Genomic DNA, 25,918 nt, shown 5'->3' with positions numbered 1-25,918 from the left:
GTTTTTTCCATTCAGTGGGCGCCCCTGCGGCCCGGGCAAATATGGATCGTGCTCTCCACTCGCCCCGGCGGCGTCGCCGAATTGACGCCGCGACCTATGGATGCGCAGACCGCCAATGCGGATAGGTGACATAGGCGGTCACGGCGCCTTCCGCGTGGGAGCGGATGGTCACCATGCTTTTTGTGGATCTGGCCTGGCGACCTGCGGCGGAAAGAAAGACGTAGGACGTTCACGTCCCCAGGCGCCATTGCCCTCATTGAAACGATCGGGCCGGTCTCTGATCGGATCTGCATATCCATATGCCGCAACGGCATGCTGATCTGAAGTGCAGTGAGAATGCGTCTTCACGGTCGGGATGGGTAATGGACGACGAGAAAACCAGAGCAGGCGGCTACTCCAGCAATCGACGCCGATTTCTTATCGGATCGGCTCTGACGGGTGCCATGCCTCTACTGTCGGGCGATGCCACCGCGCAACCGGCGCGCGCGTCACGAACGCCGGAAGCGCACCAGCCGCTCGCAATGACCTTGCGTGTAAATGGAAGCACGCATGCGGTCGAACTGGATGCGCGCACCACCCTGCTGGACGCGCTGCGCGAGCATATTGGACTGACCGGTTCGAAAAAGGGATGCGACCACGGCCAGTGCGGCGCCTGCACCGTGCTGATCGATGGCAGCCGTGAGCTTTCCTGTCTGACCCTCGCCGTCTCAAGCCAGCAGCGTGAGGTGACGACTATCGAGGGGCTGGCGCGACCGGATGGCGACCTGCATCCGATGCAGCAGGCCTTCATCGATCACGATGCCTTCCAGTGCGGGTACTGCACGCCGGGCCAGATCCTCTCGGCCATCGGCTGCGTCAGCGAGGGGCATGCAGACACGCCAGCCGGTATCCGCGAATATATGAGCGGCAACATATGCCGGTGCGCCGCCTATCCCAACATCGTCGCTGCCGTCATGCAGGCCCGCGACCAGATGGCAGGTGGCTAGCCATGCGTGCGTGCCACTATTAGCGCCCCTCGTCGACGGCCGCAGCAGTTCTGGAGATGCGGGATATTCTGGCGGCCGAGCCGGACTCATCCGTCGCTTTCCTTGCCGGAGGCACGACGGTTCTGGACCTCATGAAGCTCGAGGTCATCCGGCCCGAGCGCGTCATCGACCTGAATGCGCTGCGTGGCGAGTACGGGCACATCAGATGGGATGGCGTAAGCCTGCGTCTCGGCGCCTTTGCCAGGATGGCGGAGGTCGCGGCCCATCCTGATGTCCTCGCCCATTATCCGGTGATCGCGCAGAGCCTGTCTCTCGCCGCCAGCGCCCAGCTCCGCAACATGGCGAGCCTTGGCGGCAACGTGTTGCAGCGAACGCGCTGCGCCTATTTTCGCGATACTTCCTGGAGCGCCTGCAACAAGCGCGTGCCAGGCAGCGGCTGCGCGGCGCTGGAGGGCGCGAACCGCTCGCACGCGGTGCTCGGAACCAGCGACCACTGCATCGCGACCTATCCGGGGGATTTTGCGCAGGCGCTTCTGGCACTGGACGCATCGGTCAACGTCGCTGGCCCGCGCGGCAGCCGCCGCCTCCCGTTTGCATCGCTGCATCGGCGGCCGGGTACGATCCCGCATCTGGAGACCAATTTGCTGTCGGGCGAGATCATCACTGAGTTCGTCGTTCCCTCAGGCGCATGGACCCGCCGCTCGCTCTATTTGAAGATCCGGGATCGGCAATCCTACGAGTTCGCCGTCGCATCCGCTGCGGTTGCGGTGGATCTGGACGGCGATGTCGTGCGCAATGCCCGCATCGCGCTGGGCGGGGTTGCCACCGTGCCGTGGCGGGCGCTCGAAGCTGAAGCGGCGCTGCGCGGCCGCCCCCTGACCGCGGAGGTGGCACGCACCGCCGCGCGGGCGGCATTCGCCGATGCCACTCCCCAATCCCACAACGCCTTCAAGGTTGAGCTCGGCCAGTCGACGCTGGTGCGTGCTCTGTTGCAGGCCGCATCGATGGAGTTCCAGCCATGAGCGAGACGCTGTTTCCCCAATCCAGTACCCTGGGGCAGCCGGTGCCGCGCTATGAAGGGCGAGCCAAGGTCACGGGCGAGGCGCGCTATGCGAGCGATGTGAGGCTCGCCCGCACCGCCCATGCCTATTTGCACATGAGTGCGATTGCTCGGGGCACCATCGAGGCGTTCGACCTCGCGGCTGCCCGAGCCGTTCCCGGTGTCATCGACATTCTGACGCATGAGACGATCGGCGATCAGATCAGGCAGACGCCGGCGATCTATCAGGGCGGCTACATATCGGATTCCCGTCGTCCGCTGGGTTCGGCCGAGATTGCCAATTGGGGCCAGCCGATTGCGGTCGTTGTCGCCGAGACGTTCGAGGCGGCCCGCGAGGCGGCGCACCGGATCGATGTCACCTACAAGCTTCACCCGTCGCTTGCCGCCGGCATGAACTCGCCCAGTGCCACCACCCAGACGCTCGAACCCATGACCATCGGGGTCGGCGATTTCGACGCGGCGTATGCGGCAGCGCCGGTCAAAGTCGAGGCTCATTACTCCACCCCGGCGCAGCACCAGAATCCGATGGAGCAGTTCGCGACCCAGTGCGTGTGGGAGAGCGACAGGCTGACCGTCCATGAACCGAGCCAGTACGTGAACAACGTCAAGTTCGGGCTCGCCGAGCAGCTTGGCATCGGCGCTGAACGGATCCGCGTCATCAGCACCTATGTCGGCGGCGCCTTTGGCGCGAAGGGTTTTCTGACACAGCGCACGGCCCTGGTGGCTATCGCCGCGCGGCGTATTGGGCGGCCGGTCAAGCTGGTGGCGACGCGCGAGCAGGGTTTCACCGTTTCGGGCTATCGCGCCGAGACCCGGCACCATGTGCAGCTGGGGGCTGACAGCGAGGGCCGACTGAGCGCTCTGCGACATGAGGGATGGGAGCTGACCTCGCGCGGCGATGCGGTCGCGATGGGCGCGGTGTCGATGACCGCCCGGCTCTATGCCTGCCCGAACATTTCGGCGCGGGTGAACACCGTGGCGACCGACCGCTCCACGCCGGGCTTCATGAGGGCGCCGGGCGAAATGCCTTACGCCTTCGCGCTCGAGACGGCGCTGGACGAACTCGCTCACACGCTCGACATGGACCCGATCGAGCTTCGGCGAGTCAACGACACCCGGACCGAGCCGGTGGGCGGACTGCCCTATACCAGCCGCTCGCTGATGCGGTGCTTCGACGAGGCGGCGGCGGCCTTCGACTGGAAGCGCCGGACAAGCCAGCCGGGATCGATGCGCGATGGCGACTGGCTGGTCGGCTGGGGATGCGCCACTGCATTCTATCCCACCTATGCCGGGAATTCGGCAGCGCGCGTCCGGCTCTCAGCGAATGGGCGCGTCCATGTGTCGAGCGCCGGCCATGAGCTTGGCCAGGGCATGTACACGATGATGGCGCAGGTCGCGGCCGAGGAATTGGGCGTGCCGGTCGAGCGAGTGACTGTGTCGCTGGGCGATACCGACCTGCCTCCGGCCATCGTCGCCGGCGGGTCGTCCTCGACCGCCAGCGTCGCGCCCGCCATCATGGCCGCCTGCGATGCCATCCGCCGGAGGCTCGGCGTGGACGGCGCGTCCCCGGCCGAGATCATGCCGGCGATGGAAGCGTCGGGGATCGGGGTCATCGAGGAATTCGCGGAGACCCGTCCACATGGCGTTCCGCCGGACAGCATGAAGGGCTTGTATCGCGGCAAGACGTTTCCGGTGGGCGGGGTGCATCTTCCCGACCGCGTCCAGTTCGCTCTCGGCGCGCAGTTTGTCGAGGTGCGCATACACGCACTGACGCACGAGATTCGGGTCCCTCGCGCCGTGGGCGCCTTTGCCGCCGGACGGATCATCAATCCGCGCACCGTTCATGGCCAGTTCGTCGGCGGCATGATCTGGGGGATCAGTTCAGCGCTGCACGAGCACACGGAAATCGACGACCGCAACGCCAGCTACATCAACGCCAACCTGGCCGATTACCTGCTGCCGGTGAATGCCGACATCATCGATGTCAAGGCCATCATGGTCCCGGAGGAGGACCGGCTGGTCAACCGCGCGGGCGTGAAGGGCGTGGGTGAAATCGGCGTCGTCGGCGTCGCAGCGGCCATCTCCAACGCGGTGTTTCACGCGACGGGTCGGCGGCTGCGCGATCTGCCGATCCGGCTTGAACACGTCATGTGAGCGCCGCGCATGCGTGGTCATCCGCGCCACCAGCGACGCAGCGCCAATGGAAAGCAGAGGGTCGAAATGGAACTGACGCGCCGCCGCTCCCTGCAGATCGGGCTCGCATGTCTCTCCGCGCTATCGCTCGCGGGTCTCGCCTCAGCGCAGGCTGAGGAAGTCGGTGACCGCTACGGCGCCGACGGCGGCGAGATCGTCGTCGTGCCGATCAGGGAGGCCAGCTTCGCTCTCAAGGTGCCCGGTCTGGTGATCTACAATGATCCTGCTGGCGGCAGGGAGCTGTTCGAGGGTCAGCCGGAGCCCGGCCTGATTCTGATCTGCCACGAACATATCGACCATTTCGATCTGGATACCTTGAAGAAGGTCGTCGGCGCCGATACGCGGCTCGTCGTCAATCCGGCGACGATGCAGATGCTGCCGCCCGATCTCAGATCGAAAGCGACCGCTCTGGCGAACGGCGAAACCATAAAGGTCGGGCCGGTCCAGATCGAGGCGATTCCGGCCTATCATCTGGTGCCGGCCTACACGCACTATCACCCGCGCGGCCGCGACAATGGCTACCTACTCACCGTCGCCGGCCGCCGCATCTACATATCGGGAGATACCGACGCGACCCCCGAATTGCGGGGACTGAAGGACATCGATATCGCCTTTCTCGCAATATCGCGCTGGACGCTGACACCGGAGCAAGGTGCGTCCGCCGTCGCGTCCTTTGGACCGGCTTTCGCCTACCCGTATCACTATGAGAATGTCCAAGAACGGGACGCGTTCGCCGCCAGAGTTCAAGCCGCCGGGGGCCGCACGAAAGTCGTCGTCAGGGATTGGCGCTGAGAGCCTCGGAGCTCAGGAAGCCGCCGTGGTGCCCCGAAGCTCCTGCCGCAGATTGGCGACGTCCTGGCTGGGTGGGAGCCCATAGAGCTTGCGGTAGTCGCGATTGAACTGCGAAAGGCTCTCATAGCCGACATCATAGGCGACTAACCCCACGGCCTCTGCCTCCAGCAGGCGGCGGCGTGCCATGTGAAGACGCACATGCTTGTGGAACTGCAGCGGGGAAACCGTGGTGATCGTCTTGAAATGACGATGGAAGCTCGGAACGCTCATATTTGCCAGATCGGCGAGTTCCGCGACCCGCAACGGCTCGGCAAAATGATCGCGTATCCAGTTCGTGGCGCGGGCAATGCGCCCCACATTTCCTTCAGGCCACGCCAACTGACGCAGCAGCGGCTCGAATGACGTCTGGAGCAATCGCCAGATGATCTCGCGGCGGATGAGCGGCGCCAGTACGGCCATGTCACGCGGGTGATCCAGAAGTTCGAGCAGCCGCGCCAACGGATCGGCCAGCCGCGTGTCGAACGGGCGGATGTCGAACGGCACGACCTTTTGGGCGGTCGATGACCCTCCCGGCTGTTCGCCCAGCAAATCAAGCACAGTGGCGCGGTCGAGCTCGACGCTCACCGACATGTAAGGTCCCGCGACGCTGGCCTCGACAATGCGGGAGGTGACCGGCAGATCGACCGCCGTAATCAAGGAATCTCCGGCGGAATAGCGCACCAGCCTGTCCCCGAGCATCGCTTCCTTCACGCCCTGAACCACCACGCTGTAGACCGGCCGCTGGACAGCCGCGAGGGGTTCGCTGGGGTGCACGAAGCGCGAGGTCATCAGCCCTTCGATCGGCGTGTAGAGGCCATAACGAAGCGCCTGGCGTTCGATCAGCGGTCGCAGGCGCCGGATCGGCAGGTCGGTCTCGCTGGGTGTCACGCTAATGTCCATGATCGGTCTCCAGCCCGGTCCAGCGGGCGGCGAACGCCCACATGTCGGCTATCTCGTCGATGGCCTGCCGCATTGGCTTTCCCGCCCCATGGCCGGCGCGGGTATCGATGCGCAGCAGGCGCGGCCGGTCGCCGAGATCGGCGGCCTGAAGCGCGGCGACATATTTGAAGCTGTGCGCCGGCACGACGCGGTCGTCGGTATCGGCCGTGGTCACAAGGATCGCGGGATAGGGCTCGCCCGCGCGGATGTTGTGATAGGGCGAGTAACCGAGCAGATTGCGGAAATCCGCCTCGCGCGCGGGGTCGCCATATTCGCTGACCCAGAATGCACCGCCGGTGAAGCGGTCGAAGCGAAGCATGTCCATCACCCCGACGCCGGCCAGCGCGGCGGCGAACAGATCGGGCCGCTGGTTGACGACGGCGCCGACCAGAAGCCCGCCATTGGACTCCCCCTGGCTGGCGAGGCCGTCGGGTGTGGCGATGCCCTCCGCCTTCAGATATTCGCCGGCAGCGATGAAGTCGTCGAAGCTGTTCTGCTTGTTGAACAGCCGCCCGCCATCGTGCCAGCTTTTGCCGTACTCGCCGCCGCCGCGAATATTGGCGACGGCAATGACCCCGCCCCGCTCGACCCAGGCAAGCTGCGCCGGTGAGTAGACCGGCACGACGCTGATCGCATAGCCGCCATAGGCATAAAGAATCGTCGGGGCCGGACCCGTGATGTCGGCGCGCCGCACAATGAACATCGGCACCTCTGTGCCATCTTTTGAACTGAAGAAACGCTGCTCGACGACGATGCTGTCGAGATCGAGCGTGACCTTGGGCGTGGCCCACACCGTCCGACTATTGGTCGCCACGTCGTAGGAATAGATCGTGGTCGGCGTGTTGTAGCTGGTGAAAACGAAGAATGCCTCATCGTCGTCCAACCGGCCGCGAAAGCCTCCGGCGCTCCCGATGCCGGGCATTTCCACCACGCCATCGGGGGTGCCATCAAGCCGGTAGCGCTCGACGTGCGTCTGCGCGTCCGAGAGGTAAGAGACGATGAGCCGCCCGCCGAGCAGTACCGCGTCGTTCAGGACGGCATCCTTCTCGGGGACGAGGTCGGTGAATGCCGGCTCAGGGTCACGCAGGTCACAGGTGACGATCTTGCCGCGCTCCGCCCCCTTCTGGGTGGTCAGGAACAGCCTGCTGCCGACGCTGCCGAGTATGGCCCAGTAATGGTCGAAATCCGGCACCAGCGTTCGCGGAGCCCAGTCCGGACTCGTCAAGTCGACGACGGTCGGCGCGCTGCCGCCCGAGCCCGGCGTCGTAAAGATCATGGCGTAGCGGCCATCCTCGGTCACGCCGGCCATGTGCACCAGATGCGGCTGTTCGGGCGTCGAATAGACCAGCCGATCCTCGCTTTGCGCCGTGCCGAGCGCATGGAAATAGACCGCATGCCCGCCCACCCGCGCCTGTAACGTCGCTTCGGCCTGCGGCTCGGGAAAGCGGGAATAGAAGAAGCCGGACCCGTCCCTGGCCCACGCAATGGCCGAGAACCGGACCCGGACGAGCTCATCGTCGAGGACGTCGCCAATGCTGACGTTGAGGACGCGGATCGTGCGCCAGTCGGTGCCGCCATCCTGCATCGCGAAGGCGAGAAGCGTGCCGTCTTCGGAAGGCGACCACTCCGCCAGCGCGGTCGCGCCATCCTCCGACCAGTTGTTCGGATCGATCAGCACGCGGTCCGGACCGCCCGCGCCATCGCGAAGGACGAGCACAGCCTGATTGTCGAGCCCGGCATTGCGGGTGAAGAAGTAGCGCGCGCCTCGTTTCTCCGGGGTCGTAAGGCGCTCATGGTCAAACAGCGTGGTCAGAAGTTCGCGGAACACGCCCCGCATCGGCAGGCGGCCGAGATAGGCACGGGCGGCCTTGTCCTGTGCCGCCATCCAGGCGGCGACATCAGGACTGCCGCCATCGCCCTCCAGCCAGCGATAGGGATCGGCCACCCGCGTGCCGAAATGCTCCTCGGCGACATCAGACCGGCTGGTTTCGGGATAGATCATCGGCGCCTCCTCTTGGGATCGATGCAAGGATCACGTCGCGACGATGGCCGGTTAAGCCGGGATACGGGCGATGACCTTGATCTCGAAGTCGAACCCCCCGAGCCAGTTGACGCCGATCGCCGTCCAGTTCGGGTAAGGCGCTGCCGAGAAGACTTCGGCTTTGACGGTCATGACCGTGCCGAACTGGTTCTTGGGATCGGTGTGAAAACTGGTCACATCGACGATATCGTCCAGCTCGCAGCCGCCAGCTTGCAACGTCGCCTCAAGGTTGGCGAATGCCAGGCGAACCTGGAGCTCGAAGTCCGGCTCGGGCGAGCCGTCGCTGCGGCTGCCGACCTGGCCGGACACGAACAGGAGATCACCGGATTTGATCGCCGCCGAATAGGTCTGTGACGTGTAGAGGTCATGCCGACCGGCGGGGAAAACAGCGTCGCGCTTTGCCATTGAAGTCTCCTGTTGCGGATTGTTCGGCCTAGGCTGTCGCCGGGCTCGCGGGCAGGACGACGACCTTCGCGCCAACGGGAACCCGCCGGTAGAGGTCGATAATGTCCTGATTGAGTAGCCGGACGCAGCCGGACGACACCATCGTCCCGATGGTCCAGGGCTCGACCGTCCCGTGCAGCCGGTAATAGGTGTCCTGGCCATCCCGATAGAGATAGAGCGCACGCGGCCCAAGAGGATTGCCCAAGCCACCCGGAAGACCCTCCTTCAACGGGCCGTAGCGCTCCGGTTCCCGCCTGATCATGTCCGGCGTGGGCCGCCAGCCCGGCCATTCGGCCTTGCGGGCGATTGTCGCGTCGCCCTTGAAGTTGAACCCTCCCTGCTTGCCGACCCCGACGCCGTAGCGCAGCGCGCGGCCATTCTCCAGGACGAGATAGGCGTAGCGCGCACTGGGGTCGACGACGATCGTGCCGGGCGCCGCATTGGTCTTATAGGACACCTCGCGGCGCAGGAACGCGGGCTCGACGGTGGTCAAGTCGATCGCGGGGACCGGAAACGGCTCGGTGTCGACCTGCGCGTACATGGACACATAGGAGGCATCGAGGAGCGGCGCGGAAAGGCTGGCGCCCGGCGGTTTGGACCTCACGCAACCCGCCAACGCAAATGGGCTTCCGACAACAAAAACACGTCTGCTGATACTCATTCGCCGTCCAGACCTCCCGCGCCGATGTTCGCAGCGAGGAGAAAACATGCAGCGCGGGCAGCGTCGATCCGTTATGAAGTTATCGATCCCATAGCCATCGGTTATGCTAAGATGCGGTATACATGCTGGCTGGAGACCCGAGGGTCGGATCTATGACGCGTGGAGATCGAAATGGACGTCGCGGCCGCCCTTAGGGCTTTTGTGCGCACCGTCGAGCGCGGGTCGGTGACGGCGGCCGCGCGCGACCTCTCGCTTTCCCAGCCCGGCGTCACCAAGCATCTGCGAAATCTAGAACGCCATGTCGGTGCGCGCCTGCTGGAGCGCTCGTCGCGGCTGGTGCGCCCGACCCCGCAGGGACAGGCGCTCTACGATTCGAGCCGGGAGGCGCTGGTTGCGATCGATGCGGCGCTGGAAGGCGTCCGCACGGATAAGGGCGTGGTGGAGGGCAGCTTTCGCATCCACGCGCCGTCCTGCATCGGTACCAAGCATCTCCACGGCATCGTCATGGCTTTCCAGGGCCAGCACCCGTCAGTCACGGTGGATCTGATGCTCGACAATAGGGATGTCGACCTTGTCTATGAAAACTTCGATCTGGCGATAAAATACGGCCGTCCCGCCGATCAGGAACTGATCATTCGCCGGCTCGGCTTCAGCCGCCGGATACTCGTCGCGGCGCCCAGCTTCCTCAAGCAATTCGGACCTATCGACACGCTGGAGCGACTGTCCGCCGTCGGGCTCGTCGCCAGCGCGAGGATGGTCTCACCGCGCGATGTACTGACGCTGCGTCATCGGAACGGCGATCTGGTCAATGTCCCGATCCGCTCGGCTCTGCGGACCAATAGCGCAGAGGTCATCACCTCCACGCTGATCAAAGGCCACGCAGCCGGACCGGTGCAGCAGCTTCTGGTCAATGACGAGCTTTCCCAGGGGCGCCTCATACGCATTCTGCCCGACTATGAGGTGAGACCCACTGAGGCTTTCCTTGCCTATCCCTCCGTTAGCTTTATGCGGCCCATCGTCCGGGCCTTTACCGATTTCGCTGTGCCCGCACTTAGGTCGATCGAAGGCATCACAACCAGCGAAGCTTGGCCATCGGAAGACAAGCCGGGCCTTCCAATTCCGGTTCGGAATGCGCCCAGGAACGAGAATTTGGCTGAACGATCGCCTAGCCTCGACATGCCTAGCAGTGCGTAGGCTGTGTATGGCCTGCATTACGCTAGGAGCCGAACTCCGAGTTGTGCCGGGAAGCGGGCATTCGCAAGACACGACCACCCGTCGCCCCGTACCTCTCAGAGGCATTCAACTTCCGGAGATAATCTCAAGGGCTACGCCGCAATGCGGTAATCGTGCGTTTCAAGTCTCGTCCGTATACAGGGCATCCCCGTACTCGGGCATCTCTCGCGTTTCGCGCGCCGGCTCGGTCTGAAACTGCGCAAAATACTGTTGTAACTTCGTGCCGGCCAAAACGGGAGGGTTTCGCAAACCCACCTCGGGCGATCAAAGACGCGTGGTAGATTATCGAGGTTGGGCACGGCAGCTCAGGTCATGAGCGATTCCAAATCACCCCGATGCAAATGAGCGCCACGCTGCGAAAAATGTGGGCGACATTTACCCGAAGAGAAAAAAGCAAAATAAAACAATTGCTTGCTTATAATAAATGGCGGGCAGCGCCCGATGAAGATGAGAACTACGACATCATCATAAACCTCTGATTATTATACAGATATTCCGCACTACGCGGCTATCGGCGGCTATCGGCGGCATTTGGGCGGCTAACGGCGGCCATTTCGGAGGTTTGGCACGGTATCGCAGTACACTGATCATGCGCATCGCGAAGGCGCTCGATTTCTTCACCCGGCTGGCCCTGGCCCATATCGATCTCCATTTGCCTGCACATGCGCTCGCACTTGGTCGACCCACGCTGGGTACCAATACCAAGCGCCATCAGCCAGAGTCGTCCCAAATGCTTTGCCTGGAGCCTTAGCGTCCGCCGTCTGCCAAAGCTGGGTATGATGATGCAAATTGAAGCGAGGATAGCCCTCCTCTCTCATCAGAGAGACGATCTGGCCCGGCTTAAGCTTCGGTTTTTCGACTTCTTTCAACGCCAGTCGAACATGGTCACCCTTCTCAGTACCCGGACGTAGAAACTCAACGACTTGATCCGCCTTCCCTCGCGAGTTCACGGCCTGCTCGATGTAGGCGACGCGATAAGAATAGCGCGGATCCGCCACCATCTCGTCGGTCAACCCATCCTCATATTCAGTATGAGCTGCTTGGATGTGAGCCGGCATATCCGTCTCGGAGAGCAGGATGTTACGATGATCTCTGCTGATACCGCTGAACTGTAAGGCGAGGGATAGATCTCGGTCCAGGCCGTGCTGCGCGCCCGCAATCTCCTTTATAGCCCGGTTGAAATTCAAGCAGCAGGCCTGCAGCTTCGCTGAGATCGTATCATCGATCTGGTTGGTTAGCTGGTGCTCAATCTCATGCCGAATAGCGATCAAAAACCTGAGGTTCGCAATCGTTGGAGCATCGAGAGGACATTCGGCGTAGTCGATGCACGCCTCCAGCTCCCAATGTTTGTCTGCTCCGTGCCGCGTCTTCAAGACGGTCTCCACACCGTCCACCGCTCGCTTGTAGCGGATGTCGACGCCGCTTCGACGGTAGTGCCAGTGAAGAAGGTAAGTGTAAGCAATTACCGCGATGACGATGAACATTTCGCTTTTAAAATAGGCGCGAGGATTATTGAAGCCCTGCACCGCCTGGAGCATCGCTTCGCGCGCTTTAACAAGCAACTCGTCGCCGCGCAGGTGAGCTCCAGTGACCGGATCTATCTGTGGCCACGCTTGCAAAAATGCCCCAAGCTCTGCTTGGCTGGCAGCCGCTACGTTGCGGTGTTTTGCCTGATTCCGAATTTCGGCAATCCGCGCATGGTTGATGCTACGAGTTGGCCGCGTGAAATAGGCAAGGATGTCCTGATCGTTCAAAATACCTGCTGAGATCATGCGCTTAATGAGCGCGATTTCCCAACGTTCCAGTTTGTTGGCCGCATTGCGTTTCGGCCTTTGCGCCATGCCCAATCTCCCCCTTCCAAGATTGGATCACATTCCGCAACGTCACGATAGGAGGTCAAGCCTTCCAATCTTCGTCACCTGCTTCTTGATCCAGTTTTTATATTTGGCACTCGTGCCTCCGAGTACCTCCGGCATACTGATTTCGGTGATCGTAAAATCGTCAGGAATGCTAAACTTGAGTTCTCTGCCGAGCAGCGAGCTGACGACATAGTCGTACCCGACGCTTGGATCTTCATGGTATTCGATCGCGAATAAGCCAAACACCTCCATAATGAGCGGATCGATAATGGTGTAAATGAACTCGAGTGATAAGGCCCGAAGATCGTCCTTCTCCGGCGCGCAAAAGTGCTGGATGGAATTGCGCGCTAACCTCACCCGCTCGTAGCATTCTCGGTTAGGAATTCGTCTGCCTGTCGTCGCCCAAAGCACCTGGGGCAACCGCTCAAAATCGTGCGTCCGACCCCGTCTGATCAGAGTTTCTATATCAAGAAGCTTGCCTTTGTTGTCGTCCAAGCTGAACAGATCTTTGAAAATTAGGAGTGGATGCTCTCGCGCAATAATTGCCTTTAAAAAGAGCTCACCTGCGTGAGCCGCATTGAGAATGCACATATGATCCCAATATTCCCGGCCAGGATCGGAATAGACAGCGTGTGTGTTAGCTTGGCTGAGCGCGCCGATCGCGAGGTTGAGAATGCGATCCGGTATATCTTTCAGATCCGGATTCAAGCGTCAGCTCCTTCAGATCCGAGCTTAGTGATATCCGCCTGGATCAGGTCGTAGATCCCGCTATTCATGACGAGCAATCCCCCATCTTCGAGGTGATCCAGCTCGATAAATCCGGCGCGTTCGAAAATGCGCCAGATTTTACGTTCTCCCCGTTCCAACCATAGCTGGATCGCGAGAAGGCGGCGCCTCATGAATTGGCAGCTCTCTGCGTCCATCTCACCAGGCCAAGCGTGGTCGTGAAAAAGTCGATGAACAAAGTAGTCCCGCTTATCCTTGATCCACCGCAGATACGCGATGTCGGCCGGATCGACGTTATGGCGTTCGAGTATCTTGATCAGGGAGCCGAGGGTCGATCCTTCAAGCTGAGACTTTTTAGCGACTGACAGTGCCCACGCATCTTCGTCCAGCCCGAGGGCTTTTTGAACCTTGACGCGATCGCACATATGCATCGCTGAGATCAGCATGCTTTCGAATTTACCAACGGACAGATAGGTAGCCGCCATTTCCTGAAAATAGAGAAATCTCGCCACATCGAGTTCAGACATCTCCTCGATGAGCGATATGAGTTCGTTTTTTCCAACCGCGGGTCTGAACATCGGAAATAAGATACTTGCTTGCTCGCGAAAGCGCAGCCCCCCTTGACGGCGGCTATATCGGATGTCCGGCCACCCATGTTGATCACCGCGATCACAGCTATTCCTCTCCGAAAAGAGAGGCTTGCGATGAAGCGTCCTTATCAACCTGTTCAGTCATCGCCTGGGCGGATGCGATAGTGGCGCTGGAGTTAGACTTCCATGCATTCGCGAATCGTTGACGATCGACATTGGCATAGTCGAGAAGTGCTCCGAGCATCGATTTGGTTTGGACGCTGAGGCCGTCAAACGTCGGCAGCGCGATGTGGTAGCTTGCCATTTCAAGCTCGCGCCCGGTCACGAAAAGCTGGTCCGATTTTAGGAGCCGTACCGCTTGATCCGCGACGATCTCAGCGGGGATTTGATCCAGATCCCGCTTTAAGCCGGCTTCTACTGCCATAGCGGTTCCCCTGCCACCGGGCGCGTATTTTTCGACCAGCGCCATAGCCAAGCGAAGCGTCTGCTGCCCATCGTCATTGCCCAATGCACCCAGCCGCACAGCCCGCAGGATTAAGTCCCGCCTCTCGTCTATTGTTCGAAATGCCGCGCCGACGCTGACGTAATCGAGGCTCTGGCAAGCGATGGCCCCAGCAAGGTAGGCCAAGCGGCCAGCCGAGCGAGCGGCCTGTGAGTCCGGATGGTACGCAACGGCGGCCGTGGCCAACCGGGAGAAGCCTTCCAAAGCTCTAACTGCGGACGGAGCGCCAAACCCCTCCGAGAGAGCCGACAGTATATCAAATCGTGCGTCCTGGAGGTTCTTGTTCCGGAAGCCTTTATCCACCGCCTGCAATTCGGCGATTAGTTGCTCATCGCCCATTCGCTCCGAATAGAGAACAACCTGGCTGTTCTGAATGCGTTGAATGTCTGTGCCGTCGATCAGTTGCAGGTCCAGCTTCTCTGCTACGGACCGTAGACTTTTACGCTTATCGGTGGTCGCAACATATGCTCCGTCAACGTCGAGTGCATCGGCCAGCCCACTCGTCCAAAAGATGCGCTCAACTGCCTTTGGGCGTTGCTTGTATTTGATGTCGCAAATCTGCACCCGCCGAGACGTGCCGGTCGGGCGCTCATATAACCAAAGGTCGACGTCAGTAAGATCTTCGTCCGCAAAGCGAAATGGAACCCCGCGAATGACAAAGAAACCGGCACGCAGAAAGTAGGCGCGCAGCACCTCCTCCAACACAGCCCCCTTGGGCGTTTGCACCTTGTCGTTCATCACAGCACCCGCCCGCCGCGAACGGCCTCTAGCACATCCCGCGTCGCTCGCTTGCTCAACGGGGATTGGTTCTTACGGATTGAGGTGCGGCTCTCTTCGGGGCCAATGTATCCCGCCATGGGCGCGCTGGGCAGATCGGCTAGAGATTGGGCATAAGCGTTACCTTGCGTGAGCACCTGCAACGCAAGCTCACCTACCTCCCTCTTGAGTAGCCGCAGATAGTAGCGATTGGCGTAATTCGCGTCACGCCTGAGCTTGACGACGCCGTTGACTTCAAGAACCCGATAGTCCTGTCCGATGGAAGTTGTTGGGCCAACCTCACGCCCGGAGATCAGCTTATTCACAAGTGCAGGAAGTTGGTTGATCCGGCCTTGGGAAGATGACCGAGAAACCATGCCGTAGGTGAGCGCCGCCACGAGCGACTTCGCCATGTCGAAGCAATCATCCACCATCGGATCGACAAATTTATGAAAGGCGGCGGGTGCAGTGACGTAGACATGGCTGCCCTGCTCGTTCGTGACCTCGTTGAGATCATAGACGGCTGCCGCAACCAGCTTCTCAAAGAGCGGCTTCGACAGAACCTGCTCAACGTGCTGGACGCTCAAGCATCCGCTCTTGGATAGTTGTTCGGCAATCTCGCTGATCAAACGCTGCTCGGCATCGGTGAGGGAGGTAAGTACTTTCTGGGTTTTGACGACGGACGACCGGCGGAAAAGGTTGCCGTTGAACAGCAGCCGGTCATTTCCATCGCCTTCCTTATCGACAAATCCGATGCCCTCCGCACGATCGAGAAAATCGCCGACTTGGGCATTGGTGAGCTTGTGCGTATCGCCGATCCGCTGCGAGACGTCGGCGCGCCGGATGGGTGCCTCCGAAGCAACTTCCGCCAGCGTGATTGACGCTTCTTCGTAGGTGCTCGGCTCGGCCTCGTTGTAGATGTCGGTGGCATGACCAAGCGAGCCGCGCGTCGTGACGCCCAGAATAGAGATGTCGTCCTTGGACTGGTCGATCAGGCGCTTGCGCTCAAGCACCTGGAGAAGCCCATTTAGCTCCAACCGGGGATCGAGACCCGAGGCCACAGCGATAGCGCGCGCTTCAAGCTTGGTGACGGTTGCCTGGTTTGTTTGGCCGAGCTTAGTGAGGAGGGTCGCGGCCTTCGCCGCCTCGTTAATGGCGGGAAACTCCGCTGGCCCGTTCACATCCAGAACGAGCTTGCGACCGTGGTGGATTACCCACGCGCCCTTGATTTCCTTGTCGCTCGCCGTTCCCATGCACCCCCCTAGTTTTTTACTCGTATCTTTTCAGTCTATTCCGAGTTTATTGAAGAATATCTTGTTTCGCATTTCTGCGTCTCGAAGGAGCTTAGTCCAGCTTAAAACCTCCATATAGAGACTATTGTTACCGAACCATCGAAACCATCCAAGTCCGTCAGGCATAGGTGTAAAGTCTTTCTCGAATTCAAGCCATTTCCTGACCTTGGCGGTTAGGTCGCAAACCACGTATCCGTAAAATGGCGTCGTGCCGTTGACGATAATGTCCCGTCCGGTGGGGGTCTTGAACTTCCCGTCTCTAATCTGGTTCACATAGCGAACGATCTGCTGAATTGGGTCTTCCTTCGATGAAGGATCAGCGAAGTTGTCGCGCTGCGGCTTCTTGAACTCGAAGATCGTGATGGGATTGCTGGCCTCGTTCTCACCACGAAAGGCGACACGCCGGTTGTAGATGGTGATATCGGTCCTGTCGCCATTGGCTCTGTTCAGCGGCTTGTCGGAAGACACGTAGGACGAAAAATTCAGCCGCTCATCCAGCATCCAGAGATTATGCGCATCATAGTCGAGGTCTTCTGAATCCTTCTTGCGCCGCATGATGATGTCATGCACGTCGCCTTCCGATTTATGTTTTCCATCGGCATCGATTTCTAGAGACTTGGAAAAGAGGTCGAGAACGCACTTTCTCATGGAAACGTAGTGGATGAGATCGTTCTTGCTGGTGTCAGAAATGCTATCCATAAGCTGAATGATCTTCTCGCCCAACTCATCGGGGTTTTCTGATTTCAGTAGCGCGGCCACCTGTGAGCGCGTCTGGATTTCCTTTTCGTACTTCTTCTTTTGGAGATGAAGCTCGATATCTTGGTTGGACGGACGCATGGGCAGGGCGTCGAAATCGACCTCGTTCGCTAGCGTCCGGTGCCAGGGCGCATCGGCCGACACATAGTCGGCGATGCGCGCCTGCTTGCGCCTCTTCCGCTCGGTAATTTCCGAGCCCAGCGCCGACTGCGCGATCTCGGCGGCCTTTTGCTCGATCTCGCTTTGAGAAATGCCGCTCAGCAGGTCGTTGTCGGTCTGGAAGCGGAATTCGCCTCGTTCGAGCGACACGTTGTCATTAAGGTAGTCGCCGAATACATAGGATTTGACGACGAAGTTGCGCCCCTTGGACAGGTCCTGGTCGGGGCCGGCCTCATAAAACTCCTCGGCAAATTCAGGTATGTAGGCTTGAAGCGGATTGTCCGTCACCTCGCGCCGGTGCGCGACAAGGCTAACTTTGCTCTTGGCCGACCTCGGCGCATAGAACTTAAAGACGCGGACTTGAAAGTCTTTAGCCTCTTCGTTGGCCGGGAGCGTGAACGTGCCCTGTTCAACTCGCATCTCCACAATCTGGCTGTTGTCCTTCCCCAAATAATCGTTGAGAGAGACGCCGCCGGATGGCTCGCTCGCTTCCCGGATCAAGATGCGCGGACAAGCCCGCTCTTTGTCCACGAAATAAGGCAGCAACCGTTCGACGATAACGCGGCTGACGGTATCGAGGCGCTTGTCGGGGAACTTGACCGACTTGATTCCGGAAATCTCGACTGCCGTACCCGTCTCCCGCTTTTCCGAAGCAGACGTTTCCTCTTCAACGATGATGTCTTTATCTAGGCCCATCCTGAAGGATCGATCATGGAACGCATCGTCGACAGCGAAGGTGCTTGCGACCTTCACATAATTGAAATACTTGAGGCAGGTGAAACGGCCGAATCCTTTACCGCCATCAGCAATCTTCTGTTCGGTATAGAGTGTATCAAAGGAATCGCGGTTGCTTTTCGTGAAGCCGACCCCGTTGTCCTTGACGATAAAACCATCGATATCCTCAAGACGGTCGATGATGTCCGCCTGTCCGCTTCGCAGGATTTCGATCTGGATCAGACCATTCTTGACGCCCTTTTGGTCGATGGCCTGAATGGCGTTCACCACTAGCTCAACCAAAGGCGTATAGACGTTAGTCCCGGATCGGATGTTCTCGACCAGCCGCCTGACGTTGACATTGCTCATGCCGCCTCGCTCACGTCGGTCGGGCCGTCGTCTGCCTTGTATCTGGACAGGCTCGCCGATGTCATTCTTCGTTCCCTCTCGATTCTCGTTCCGGAGCTCTGATCGCAGAGGACGCGACACTTTCGCGGACGTACTCGCGCATGAACTCCCTAAGCACTTGTGCCGCTGGACGATCATGGACCTGGCACGCCGCGACGAATTCGTCCCGAAGATCCCGGTCCAACCTGATGCGCAACCCGACATCTTTTTTGGTCATGCCAGGAGTGTACCCAATGGATACACATCTGCCTAGAGACATCGTTCCGTAAAGAACGGCGATCAGGATCTAGGGTCTCCAGCCTCCCGCGCGCTCATATCCTGATCCAATCTATCTCCCCGGCCTCCGCTTTGCTCTGGCCGGGCCGGTTGCTTGGGGGCGCTGCCCCCTGGCGCGGCACAAGGGCGGACGTGCGGTATCCCCAGCCTTCCGCGCGGATATGTGCTGCGCACTCTCGTCATGACTTCGATCCGCTTGTGCAGGCCGGGTGATCCCCCTCCGCCCGGCCGCCCTTGCGCCTTGCACCCCCCGGTCTCGGCGACGGCCAGGGTTGCAGCGCAGCGCTGCGCTCCAACCCAAGCCAATGAGGATCAAGACCATGACCTACACTGTCGAAACCACCGCCACGGTTTCCGAAGCCCCCGCCATCGAAAACGGCGCGGTGTTGTTCGTGCCGCTGAACAAGTTGAAGAAGTCGCTTAAGAACGCCCGCAAGACCCCGCACAGCGAAGCCCATATCGAGGCGCTGGCGGCCAGCATCGCGGCCAAGGGAATGCTGCAAAATCTGGTGGTGGAGCCAGAAACGAACGCGGAAGGCGAGCCCACCGGAAGCTATTTCGTGACCATTGGCGAAGGCCGCAGGCTGGCGCAGTTGCTGCGCGTGAAGCGCAAGCAGATCAAGAAGACGGAGGCCATCCGCTGCGTGCTGGATACCGAGAATGATGCGGCGGAAATCAGCCTTGATGAGAACATTACCCGTGAAAGCATGTCGCCCGCCGATCAGTTCGAACGATTCCGGGAGCTTTCCGAGCGCAGGGGATGGGGCGCGGAGGAAATCGCCGCCCGGTTCGGGGTTTCGGCGCATGTCGTGAAGCAGCGGCTTCGGCTTGGTGCGGTCAGCCCCAAGCTGATGCGGGTCTATCGAGACGGCAGCTTGTCGCTGGACCAGTTGATGGCCTTTGCCATCACCGAGGACCACGATCGGCAGGAGCAGGTTTATGAGAACCTGTCATGGAACCGCGATCCCGCGACCATTCGGCGTGACCTGACCAAAATGAATGTCGCGGCGACCGACCGGCGCGCGATCTTCGTCGGAGCGGACAGTTACGCTGAGGCTGGTGGCACCATCATCCGCAACCTCTTCACCGAGGATCGGGGCGGCTATTTCGAGGATGCCGCGCTACTCGACCGGCTTGTCATCAACAAGTTAGAAGGCGTTGCCGCCGAGGTGCAGACGGCAGAGGGGTGGAAGTGGACTGCCGTTCACATCGACTTCCCCCATGCGCACGGAATGCGCCGCACCTATCCGCATCCGGTGGACCTGTCGGAGGAAGATGCCACTGCCTATGACGCATCACAGGAGGAATACGACCGTCTGACCGCCGAATATGACGGCTATGACGAATTGCCGGACGAGGTGGACCAGCGGTTCGGGGAGTTGGAAGCGGAGATCGAGCGGATCGACGCCAAGCGCCATGCCTATGACGCCGACGAGATCGCACGCGGCGGCGTGTTCGTTATCCTCAATCATGACGGCACGGCTCGGATCGAACGCGGCTTCATTCGCGCCGAGGACGAGGCCCCTGAACCAGAGGAAGAACCCGGCATCGTGGACGGCGTGATCGTCACCGAGGATGGGGAGATCATCGGGAACGAGGGAGACGGTGAGGACGAGGAAGCCGAACCGCACACGGAGGACGAGGACGCCGGGGATGCGGGCAAGTCGCTATCGGATCTTCTCATCCGCGACCTGACGGCCCATCGCACCCTTGGCCTTCGCCTCGCTCTTGGCGAGCAGCCGGATATGGCGCTTGTCGCCGTGGTTCATGCGCTGGCGGCGCAGACCTTCTATCGTGGCGGGGAAGCTTCCTGCCTCGAAATCCGGTTGACCAGCGCCTATCTCGCCTCCCACGCGGACGGGATCGAGGACACGCCCGCCGCGAAGGCGCTGGCCGATCGTCATGCCGGATGGGCGTCGGATATGCCCCGCAACGTGGCGGACCTTTGGACGTTCATCGCCGGGCTGGACCATGCGAGCCTCATGGCCTTGCTCGCCCATTGCGCCGCCATGACCGTCAATGCGGTCAAGTTGCCATGGGAGCAGAAGCCGAACGCCCGCGCGACGGCGGAGAAACTGGCGACGGCGACGACACTGGACATGTCGGCGCACTGGACCCCGACCGGGCAGACCTATCTCGGGCGTGTGACCAAGGCGCATATCCTCGCCGCCGTGCGGGAAGCCGTCAGCGATGAAGCCGCCGAGCGGATCGCGGGCTTGAAGAAGCCGGAGATGGCGCAAGCCGCCGAACAGCTTCTGGCCGGAACCGGCTGGCTGCCGACCGTGCTGCGCACCACGCGACCCGCATGGCTCGACGCCGAGCCGGACGCGGACGCCTACCTCCAAGCCGCCGAGTGAGGACCGGGCCGGGACCGTGCAAGCGGTCCCGGCCTTCCTTTCTTCACTCTCGAAAAAATCGCGGTCGCGCGGGGATCGCCCCCCCGCGACCCGCCGATGACCGTGACCGTCATCGGTTCAGGAGGAACTTGCGATGTTCGTGCTCATGCTGATGGCCATCGCAGTGGTCGCCGGCCTTTGCATTCTGGCCTATACGCTCGCCGTCTATGCGCTGCCTTTCATGATCGGTGTTGAGGCGGCGCGCTGGGCCTACGCCTCCGGCTCCGGCCTCATCGGCGCGGGCTTGGTCGGGCTGGTGGCGGGTGCAGCCGCCTATGGCCTGCTGATCGTCCTGTTCATGGCGGTGCGCGCGCCGATCCTGCGCCTTGCCGTGGCGCTCGTCTTCGCCGCGCCCGCTGCCATCGCGGGCTACGCGCTGGTTCATGGCATCGCCACGCAAGCCGTGCCGTCCGAAGTCTGGCGGCAAGTCTTCTCGATCATCGGCGGCGGCTTCGTTGGCCTAGCGGCGTGGTTGCGATTGGCGGCAGACATCAGCCCGCCCACCAGATAGCGCAACCGCGCCTCTTGTGGCCGTCACATCTTGATTGATGATATCAACTTCACTATGTTGATGGCGTCGCTATCAACTAGCCGGAGACGCCATCAGATGCCCGCCGTCACCATTCGCAACCTGTCCGACGAGGCGCACCGCGCCCTCAAGGTGCGTGCGGCCCATCATGGCCGCAGCACCGAAGCCGAAATCCGGGACATTCTGGAAGAGGCGGTTCGTCCCGCCAACCGCCTGCGCATCGGTTCCGCCCTAGCAGCGTTGAGCCGGGAGGCCGGGCTGACCAATGCCGATTTCGAGGCGCTGGAACAGGCCCGCGACCGGACGCCCGCCGTGCCCATGAGCTTTGAATGATCGTTTTGGATACGAATGTCGTCTCCGAGGCGATGAAGCCGGAACCGGCTCCCGCCGTGCGCGACTGGCTGGACGAGCAGGCTGCCGAAACCCTTTATCTCTCCAGCGTCACCGTCGCGGAACTCCTGTTCGGCATCGGCGCGATGCCGGACGGGCAGCGCAAGCAGAAGCTCGCCGCAACCCTCGACGGACTCCTCGGCCTGTTCGACGGCAGAATCCTCCCCTTCGATACGGACGCGGCCCGCCGCTATGCCGACCTCGCCGTTGCGGCGCGCAACGCTGGCAAGGGCTTTCCGACACCGGACGGTTACATCGCGGCCATCGCGACCGCCCACGGCTTTGCGGTCGCCACGCGTGACGCCAGCGCCTTCAAGGCGGCGGGTCTCCCGATCATCGACCCTTGGACGGCCGGACGCTGAGCATCGGAGCATCGCCCGATTGCGAAATGGAGAGCCGCCTTATGCTCAAGGTCATCGCCGAGGATTTCATCAAATCGGAAGCGGTTGAGATCGTCCTGCCGCTTTACCGCGAGCTGGTCGAGAAGACCCGGCAGGAAGACCTCTGCATCTCCTACGACCTCTTCACCGACCAGAAAGACCCCGGACATTTCATCTTCATCGAGGAATGGCCGGATCGAGCGGCGCTGGACGCCCATTGCAGGACCGAGCATTTCACGCGGCTGGTCCCGCTCATCAATGCTCACCAGCGGCAGAAAGCGACGTTCATCCTCATGGATGCGTTTCCGGCCTGACTCGATCGGAGAGGCGTTTCTTCCGAACAGGTTTAGGCGTTGCCCTTCGGGCCGCGCTCTCGGCTGCGCCGGAACCACGCGATGGCGCGTTTCCGCCATTCGGCTTCGATCGCTAACGCGAAAAATCGGCGGACTACACAAAGCCTCGCACGGGAGGGGGCCGCTTCGGCGATATCCGTTTTCAATCGCAGTTGCAGCGGATTTGCCGCGAATCTTTCCCGCGTCCTCCGATCACGAAGCTGAAATCAGGATGGGCGCTCGGGTCGCCTAGCCCGACCGACTGAACTGCAAAGCCGGCCCGGCGGCGAGCATTCAGCACCCGTATCGCGTGAACGGAGGATGCCGCGGCGGTCTGCACGTTCCCGCCAAAGTGTGGAAAGGCCATCCAACGCCTGAAGGTCGGATCTCGATCTGCCGGTTCATGGCGCGCATCGCGTCGGACAAGGGGCATCATCGCCAAGGTCACGTTTCCTTCTGCAGGGCCGCGCCCACGGCGCCCTCGAATGGCATGGGTCTGACCGAAGACCGGCTTCGCCTCGATCGATTTCCCGCAACGTCCGTCGCGAGCTTTTTTCCGCCGCGCGCGAGCGCGCTTTGCACCGCGAGCCAAAAAAGCCGCCGCCGGCCGCCTTCCACTGCGTTCCAGCCCTGAAGGGTGCGGGCCGATCGTCTCCGGTCGCACGACCACCATCGAGGTCGCGATAGGCGCGGCCCGTGGAACGGAGTAACGACAATGGCGACCATCGGCACCTTTACCAAGAACGACAATGGCGCGGGCTTCACCGGCACGGTCAAAACCCTGACCCTCAACGTCAAGGCCAAGCTCGTCCCCACCGAAGGCGAAAGCGAACGCGGCCCTGATTATCGCATCATCGCCGGCCCATCCGTCGAGTTCGGTGCAGCCTGGAAGAAAACCGCTCGCGAGACCGGCCGCGAATATCTCTCGGTCAAGCTGGACGATCCGAGCTTTCCGGCCCCGATCTACGCCAGCCTGGTCGAGGACGAGAGCGGCGAAAGCCACAATCTGATCTGGTCCCGCCGCAACGGCGATTGAAAACGGATATCGCCGACGAAGCCCCGCCGCGCGCGGGGCTTCTTCATGCTTATCCGCCGTCCTGAGGGGAATACGGCAATCAGGATATGCGGCTTTCAGTCTCGGCGGCTTTGCACATCCTGATCCAGCTTTGTGCCCGGCTCCCGCTGGCGCTCACGCCGGCAAGCTTGCTTGGGGGCGCTGCCCCCTGGCGCGGCGCAAGGGATCGCTGACGCTCGTCCGGGCCGGTCTCCCCAGCCTTCCTCCACGTCGTTCCGCCGTTCCGTGCAGGCCGGGTGATCCCCCTCCGGCCCGGCCGCCCTTGCTCCTTGCACCCCCCGGTCTCGGCGACGGCCAGGGTTGCAGCGCAGCGCTGCGCTCCAACCCAAGCCAATGAGGATCAAGATCATGACCTACAGCCTCGCCACCCGGTTCGGCCGCAACTCCCACCAGATCAGCGGGCGCGAAGCCCTCGACAACGAAACCCTCTATCGACACGTCCCGTCCATCTTCGCCCGCGAAGCCCATGACAGCCGCTCGGAGCGCTATGTCTATGTTCCCACCATCGAGATTGTGGAGGGGCTGCGCCGGGAAGGATGGTTCCCGTTCTTCGCCGTGCAGGCGGTTCCGCGCGATGGTGAGCGCATGGGCCACGCCAAGCACATGCTGCGCCTGCGCCGGGACGATGGCATCGGCAAGCCGGAGGCGGCGGAAGTCATCATCGTCAATTCACATGACGGTACGTCAGCCTATCAGATGTTCGCGGGCGTGCTGCGTTTCGTCTGCACAAACAGCATGATCGCGGGCGAGCGGTTCGAGGAAGTCCGCGTTCCGCACAAAGGCGGGATACAGGATCAGATCATCGAAGGCGTTTACACTGTCGCGGAGGATTTCCCGCGCTTGATCGATGCGACTGAGACGATGAAGGAAACCCGGTTGTCGCAGGCCGAACAGCAGGTGTTGGGGGAAGCGAGCCTCGTCGCCCGCTATGGCGAGGACGAAAGCCCCCTTCGCCCGGACCAGATTATCGCTCCGCGCCGCCGCGAGGATATCGGACAAAGCCTGTGGCAGACCTTCAACGTCATTCAGGAAAACCTCATCCGGGGCGGACTCAGCGGACGCCGCCAGACGTCAGACGGTCGTATCCGCCGCAGCCAGACCCGAGCCATCAACGGCATCGACCAGAATGTCGGCCTCAATCGAGCCCTGTGGACGCTGGCCGAGGGAATGCAGCGCCTGAAAACCGCCTGATCGCAAAGCCGTAGAACCGCCACTCCGGTTCTACGGCTTTCCGCCTTTGCCCAACATCGGATTTCCGATTTCCCGCCGATCCGCTTTTGCGGATCGGCGGGCTTGCTGCGCAAAAGGCGGCTCGCCGGGCACGCCCGGCTCGCCAGAGAACGTCTATTCTGATAGTAAAACATTAACCAATATTGATCGCGTTGAAAGAACAACATATCTCTAAACAATATCTGCAAAATACATCTGAGGTTGTTCACCTTTCTTCTTTCTAGTGCCGCGAGGCGGCGCAAGATTAGAGGTGACGCCATGCCGAGTTCTGATTGGCGCGCGCCGGCCGCTTACGGACATGCGAAAAGCATCTCCACCGCCGGCTTTGCCTGGGAGTTTCTACGCCGCGATGACGACTATCATCGTGACTTTCATCGCGTGAAAGCTCTTCCTCAACATCAAGCCGCCGCCCGGAGAAGTTTCTCCGAGCGCTGGGGGTTACGATTTCCCGGCCGATCCGCACCAGCCAGCGGGCCACGTCCCGTTGTTCTGGATGCCCGCGCTGCTGCCTGAGGCCATCGAGCTTCGGTGTACCACCAAAGTCGGCGACGATCCCGCCGCCATGCCGATCGATCTGCCGGGCCTGTCCGGCCTCGATGCTCGCCCGGATGTGGACGGAGGATGGCATGGCCTTTGGCAATCGACTGACTTGAGCCATCAGTTCTGGCTCGCCGAAACGCCACCAGACGATCGAGCGACCTACTGCGTTGTTCTGCCCCTTGACGCCCTGTTGGAACTTCGCGCCGAGGCGCTTTTGCGCATCTGGCGCGCCCTGTCTGATCGGCCCATCGGCGAGGGACCGCGGGTCCTGCCACAGCAGACGCGCGATCGGTTCATTCTGGTCCTGCGCGCGCTCGACGGCCATCTTGAAGGCGCAAGTTATCGCCAGATCGCCGAAACGCTCCTTGGCTTCGCTGGCACCAAAGCCGACTGGGAAGCAGATTCGCGCAAGAACCAGACGCGCCGCCTGGTTGCCGATGGCTTGCGCTACATGCGGGGCGGCTACCGCGACTTGCTTCGCTATCCCATCCATTCCGCATACTGGCGCTAATCACCATCGCGCTGCCGAAGACGTGGCAATCGGTCGGGGTGCCGGAATCGCGCCCCCTTAAATCCGGCACGCTGCAAGCCGCCATTTCTCCGCCACGGTTCGCCACAGC

The 25,918-nt window shown here is 61.4% G+C and carries 25 protein-coding genes and 1 pseudogene; 15 read left to right on the top strand and 11 right to left on the bottom strand.

The genetic code is table 11. The annotated features are described in order from the left end of the window. Positions 1 to 94: 94 nt before the first annotated feature. Positions 95 to 172 (bottom strand): annotated as a pseudogene (locus MKI84_RS02275) (ethanolamine utilization protein); the annotation flags it as partial. 190 nt (positions 173 to 362) lie between these two features. Between MKI84_RS02275 and MKI84_RS02270 the strand changes: the two are divergent. The 4 genes from MKI84_RS02270 to MKI84_RS02255 all read left to right on the top strand — a co-directional run bounded on the left by MKI84_RS02270 (position 363) and on the right by MKI84_RS02255 (position 5,031). Continuing rightward, positions 363 to 986: a (2Fe-2S)-binding protein gene (locus MKI84_RS02270; RefSeq protein ID WP_241616324.1), complete on the top strand. Its 624-nt coding sequence runs from the start codon at positions 363 to 365 to the stop codon at positions 984 to 986. 50 nt (positions 987 to 1,036) lie between these two features. Beyond that, positions 1,037 to 2,008: an FAD binding domain-containing protein gene (locus tag MKI84_RS02265; RefSeq protein ID WP_281063186.1), complete on the top strand. Its 972-nt coding sequence runs from the start codon at positions 1,037 to 1,039 to the stop codon at positions 2,006 to 2,008. Next, a complete protein-coding gene (locus MKI84_RS02260) occupies positions 2,005 to 4,200 on the top strand; it encodes a xanthine dehydrogenase family protein molybdopterin-binding subunit (protein ID WP_241616322.1) in 2,196 nt (731 codons plus the stop codon). Before MKI84_RS02265 ends, MKI84_RS02260 begins: the two co-directional genes overlap by 4 nt. A 66-nt stretch (positions 4,201 to 4,266) precedes the next feature. Beyond that, positions 4,267 to 5,031, top strand: a complete 765-nt coding sequence (locus MKI84_RS02255) for an MBL fold metallo-hydrolase (RefSeq protein WP_241616321.1) — start codon at positions 4,267 to 4,269, stop codon at positions 5,029 to 5,031. A gap of 12 nt (positions 5,032 to 5,043) precedes the next feature. Here MKI84_RS02255 and MKI84_RS02250 read toward each other — a convergent pair whose 3' ends face one another. Genes MKI84_RS02250 through MKI84_RS02235 form a run of 4 tightly spaced genes read right to left on the bottom strand, consistent with a single transcriptional unit; the run spans position 5,044 to position 9,155 of the window. Then, the gene (locus MKI84_RS02250; protein WP_241616320.1) at positions 5,044 to 5,970 is read right to left on the bottom strand and encodes an AraC family transcriptional regulator; all 927 of its coding nucleotides are present in this window, start codon (positions 5,968 to 5,970) and stop codon (positions 5,044 to 5,046) included. Next, positions 5,960 to 8,011: a prolyl oligopeptidase family serine peptidase gene (locus MKI84_RS02245; protein ID WP_241616319.1), complete on the bottom strand. Its 2,052-nt coding sequence runs from the start codon at positions 8,009 to 8,011 to the stop codon at positions 5,960 to 5,962. Before MKI84_RS02245 ends, MKI84_RS02250 begins: the two co-directional genes overlap by 11 nt. 51 nt (positions 8,012 to 8,062) lie before the next feature. Continuing rightward, positions 8,063 to 8,455, bottom strand: a complete 393-nt coding sequence (locus MKI84_RS02240; RefSeq protein WP_241616318.1) for a RidA family protein — start codon at positions 8,453 to 8,455, stop codon at positions 8,063 to 8,065. 28 nt (positions 8,456 to 8,483) lie between these two features. Beyond that, the gene (locus MKI84_RS02235; protein WP_241616317.1) at positions 8,484 to 9,155 is read right to left on the bottom strand and encodes a L,D-transpeptidase; all 672 of its coding nucleotides are present in this window, start codon (positions 9,153 to 9,155) and stop codon (positions 8,484 to 8,486) included. Positions 9,156 to 9,326: 171 nt separating this feature from the next. Here MKI84_RS02235 and MKI84_RS02230 point away from each other — a divergent pair, with 171 nt between their 5' ends. Together MKI84_RS02230 and MKI84_RS02225 are read left to right on the top strand one after the other, a co-directional pair. Continuing rightward, positions 9,327 to 10,349 carry a LysR family transcriptional regulator gene (locus MKI84_RS02230; RefSeq protein WP_241616316.1) on the top strand — a complete coding sequence of 341 codons (1,023 nt, stop codon included), beginning with the start codon at positions 9,327 to 9,329 and terminating at the stop codon, positions 10,347 to 10,349. Between the two features lie 380 nt (positions 10,350 to 10,729). Then, a complete protein-coding gene (locus tag MKI84_RS02225) occupies positions 10,730 to 10,867 on the top strand; it encodes a hypothetical protein (RefSeq protein ID WP_241616315.1) in 138 nt (45 codons plus the stop codon). A 138-nt stretch (positions 10,868 to 11,005) separates the two neighbouring features. On the opposite strand, the gene MKI84_RS02220 is transcribed toward MKI84_RS02225, so the two are convergent. From MKI84_RS02220 to MKI84_RS02195, 6 genes are all read right to left on the bottom strand, one after another. Continuing rightward, entirely contained in the window at positions 11,006 to 12,229 is a 1,224-nt protein-coding gene (locus MKI84_RS02220) for a DUF3644 domain-containing protein (protein ID WP_241616314.1), read from the bottom strand. 42 nt (positions 12,230 to 12,271) lie between these two features. Then, complete coding sequence (locus tag MKI84_RS02215) at positions 12,272 to 12,955, bottom strand: hypothetical protein (protein ID WP_230360053.1); 684 nt, start codon at positions 12,953 to 12,955, stop codon at positions 12,272 to 12,274. Then, positions 12,952 to 13,500 carry a hypothetical protein gene (locus tag MKI84_RS02210; protein WP_241616313.1) on the bottom strand — a complete coding sequence of 183 codons (549 nt, stop codon included), beginning with the start codon at positions 13,498 to 13,500 and terminating at the stop codon, positions 12,952 to 12,954. Before MKI84_RS02210 ends, MKI84_RS02215 begins: the two co-directional genes overlap by 4 nt. A gap of 148 nt (positions 13,501 to 13,648) precedes the next feature. After that, complete coding sequence (locus MKI84_RS02205; protein WP_241616312.1) at positions 13,649 to 14,803, bottom strand: hypothetical protein; 1,155 nt, start codon at positions 14,801 to 14,803, stop codon at positions 13,649 to 13,651. Further along, complete coding sequence (locus MKI84_RS02200) at positions 14,803 to 16,074, bottom strand: hypothetical protein (protein WP_241616311.1); 1,272 nt, start codon at positions 16,072 to 16,074, stop codon at positions 14,803 to 14,805. Before MKI84_RS02200 ends, MKI84_RS02205 begins: the two co-directional genes overlap by 1 nt. A gap of 30 nt (positions 16,075 to 16,104) precedes the next feature. Then, positions 16,105 to 18,111 (bottom strand): ATP-binding protein, encoded by a 2,007-nt coding sequence (locus MKI84_RS02195; protein WP_230360049.1) that lies wholly within the window; start codon positions 18,109 to 18,111, stop codon positions 16,105 to 16,107. A gap of 635 nt (positions 18,112 to 18,746) precedes the next feature. Here MKI84_RS02195 and MKI84_RS02190 point away from each other — a divergent pair. The 9 genes from MKI84_RS02190 to MKI84_RS02150 all read left to right on the top strand — a co-directional run bounded on the left by MKI84_RS02190 (position 18,747) and on the right by MKI84_RS02150 (position 25,809). Beyond that, positions 18,747 to 20,783: a ParB/RepB/Spo0J family partition protein gene (locus MKI84_RS02190; RefSeq protein ID WP_241616310.1), complete on the top strand. Its 2,037-nt coding sequence runs from the start codon at positions 18,747 to 18,749 to the stop codon at positions 20,781 to 20,783. A 133-nt stretch (positions 20,784 to 20,916) separates the two neighbouring features. After that, positions 20,917 to 21,333 (top strand): hypothetical protein, encoded by a 417-nt coding sequence (locus tag MKI84_RS02185; protein ID WP_230360047.1) that lies wholly within the window; start codon positions 20,917 to 20,919, stop codon positions 21,331 to 21,333. A 96-nt stretch (positions 21,334 to 21,429) separates the two neighbouring features. Continuing rightward, entirely contained in the window at positions 21,430 to 21,684 is a 255-nt protein-coding gene (locus MKI84_RS02180; protein ID WP_230360046.1) for a FitA-like ribbon-helix-helix domain-containing protein, read from the top strand. After that, entirely contained in the window at positions 21,681 to 22,103 is a 423-nt protein-coding gene (locus MKI84_RS02175) for a type II toxin-antitoxin system VapC family toxin (RefSeq protein WP_230360045.1), read from the top strand. Before MKI84_RS02180 ends, MKI84_RS02175 begins: the two co-directional genes overlap by 4 nt. A 41-nt stretch (positions 22,104 to 22,144) precedes the next feature. Beyond that, the gene (locus MKI84_RS02170) at positions 22,145 to 22,435 is read left to right on the top strand and encodes a putative quinol monooxygenase (protein ID WP_230360044.1); all 291 of its coding nucleotides are present in this window, start codon (positions 22,145 to 22,147) and stop codon (positions 22,433 to 22,435) included. A gap of 733 nt (positions 22,436 to 23,168) precedes the next feature. Then, positions 23,169 to 23,489, top strand: coding sequence for a DUF736 domain-containing protein (locus MKI84_RS02165; protein ID WP_048646204.1), 321 nt, complete (start codon positions 23,169 to 23,171; stop codon positions 23,487 to 23,489). A 387-nt stretch (positions 23,490 to 23,876) separates the two neighbouring features. Next, a complete protein-coding gene (locus MKI84_RS02160; RefSeq protein ID WP_230360043.1) occupies positions 23,877 to 24,719 on the top strand; it encodes a DUF932 domain-containing protein in 843 nt (280 codons plus the stop codon). Between the two features lie 297 nt (positions 24,720 to 25,016). Next, positions 25,017 to 25,271: a transcriptional regulator domain-containing protein gene (locus MKI84_RS02155; protein ID WP_241616309.1), complete on the top strand. Its 255-nt coding sequence runs from the start codon at positions 25,017 to 25,019 to the stop codon at positions 25,269 to 25,271. Then, the gene (locus MKI84_RS02150; RefSeq protein WP_342593608.1) at positions 25,252 to 25,809 is read left to right on the top strand and encodes a DUF2285 domain-containing protein; all 558 of its coding nucleotides are present in this window, start codon (positions 25,252 to 25,254) and stop codon (positions 25,807 to 25,809) included. Before MKI84_RS02155 ends, MKI84_RS02150 begins: the two co-directional genes overlap by 20 nt. Positions 25,810 to 25,918 lie beyond the last annotated feature (109 nt).

Source organism: Ancylobacter gelatini, from assembly GCF_022601675.1.
Taxonomy (GTDB): Bacteria; Pseudomonadota; Alphaproteobacteria; order Rhizobiales; family Xanthobacteraceae; genus Ancylobacter; species Ancylobacter gelatini.
The sequence above is the reverse complement of the archived record's forward strand: the minus strand, read 5'-3'. Positions and strand labels throughout refer to the sequence as shown.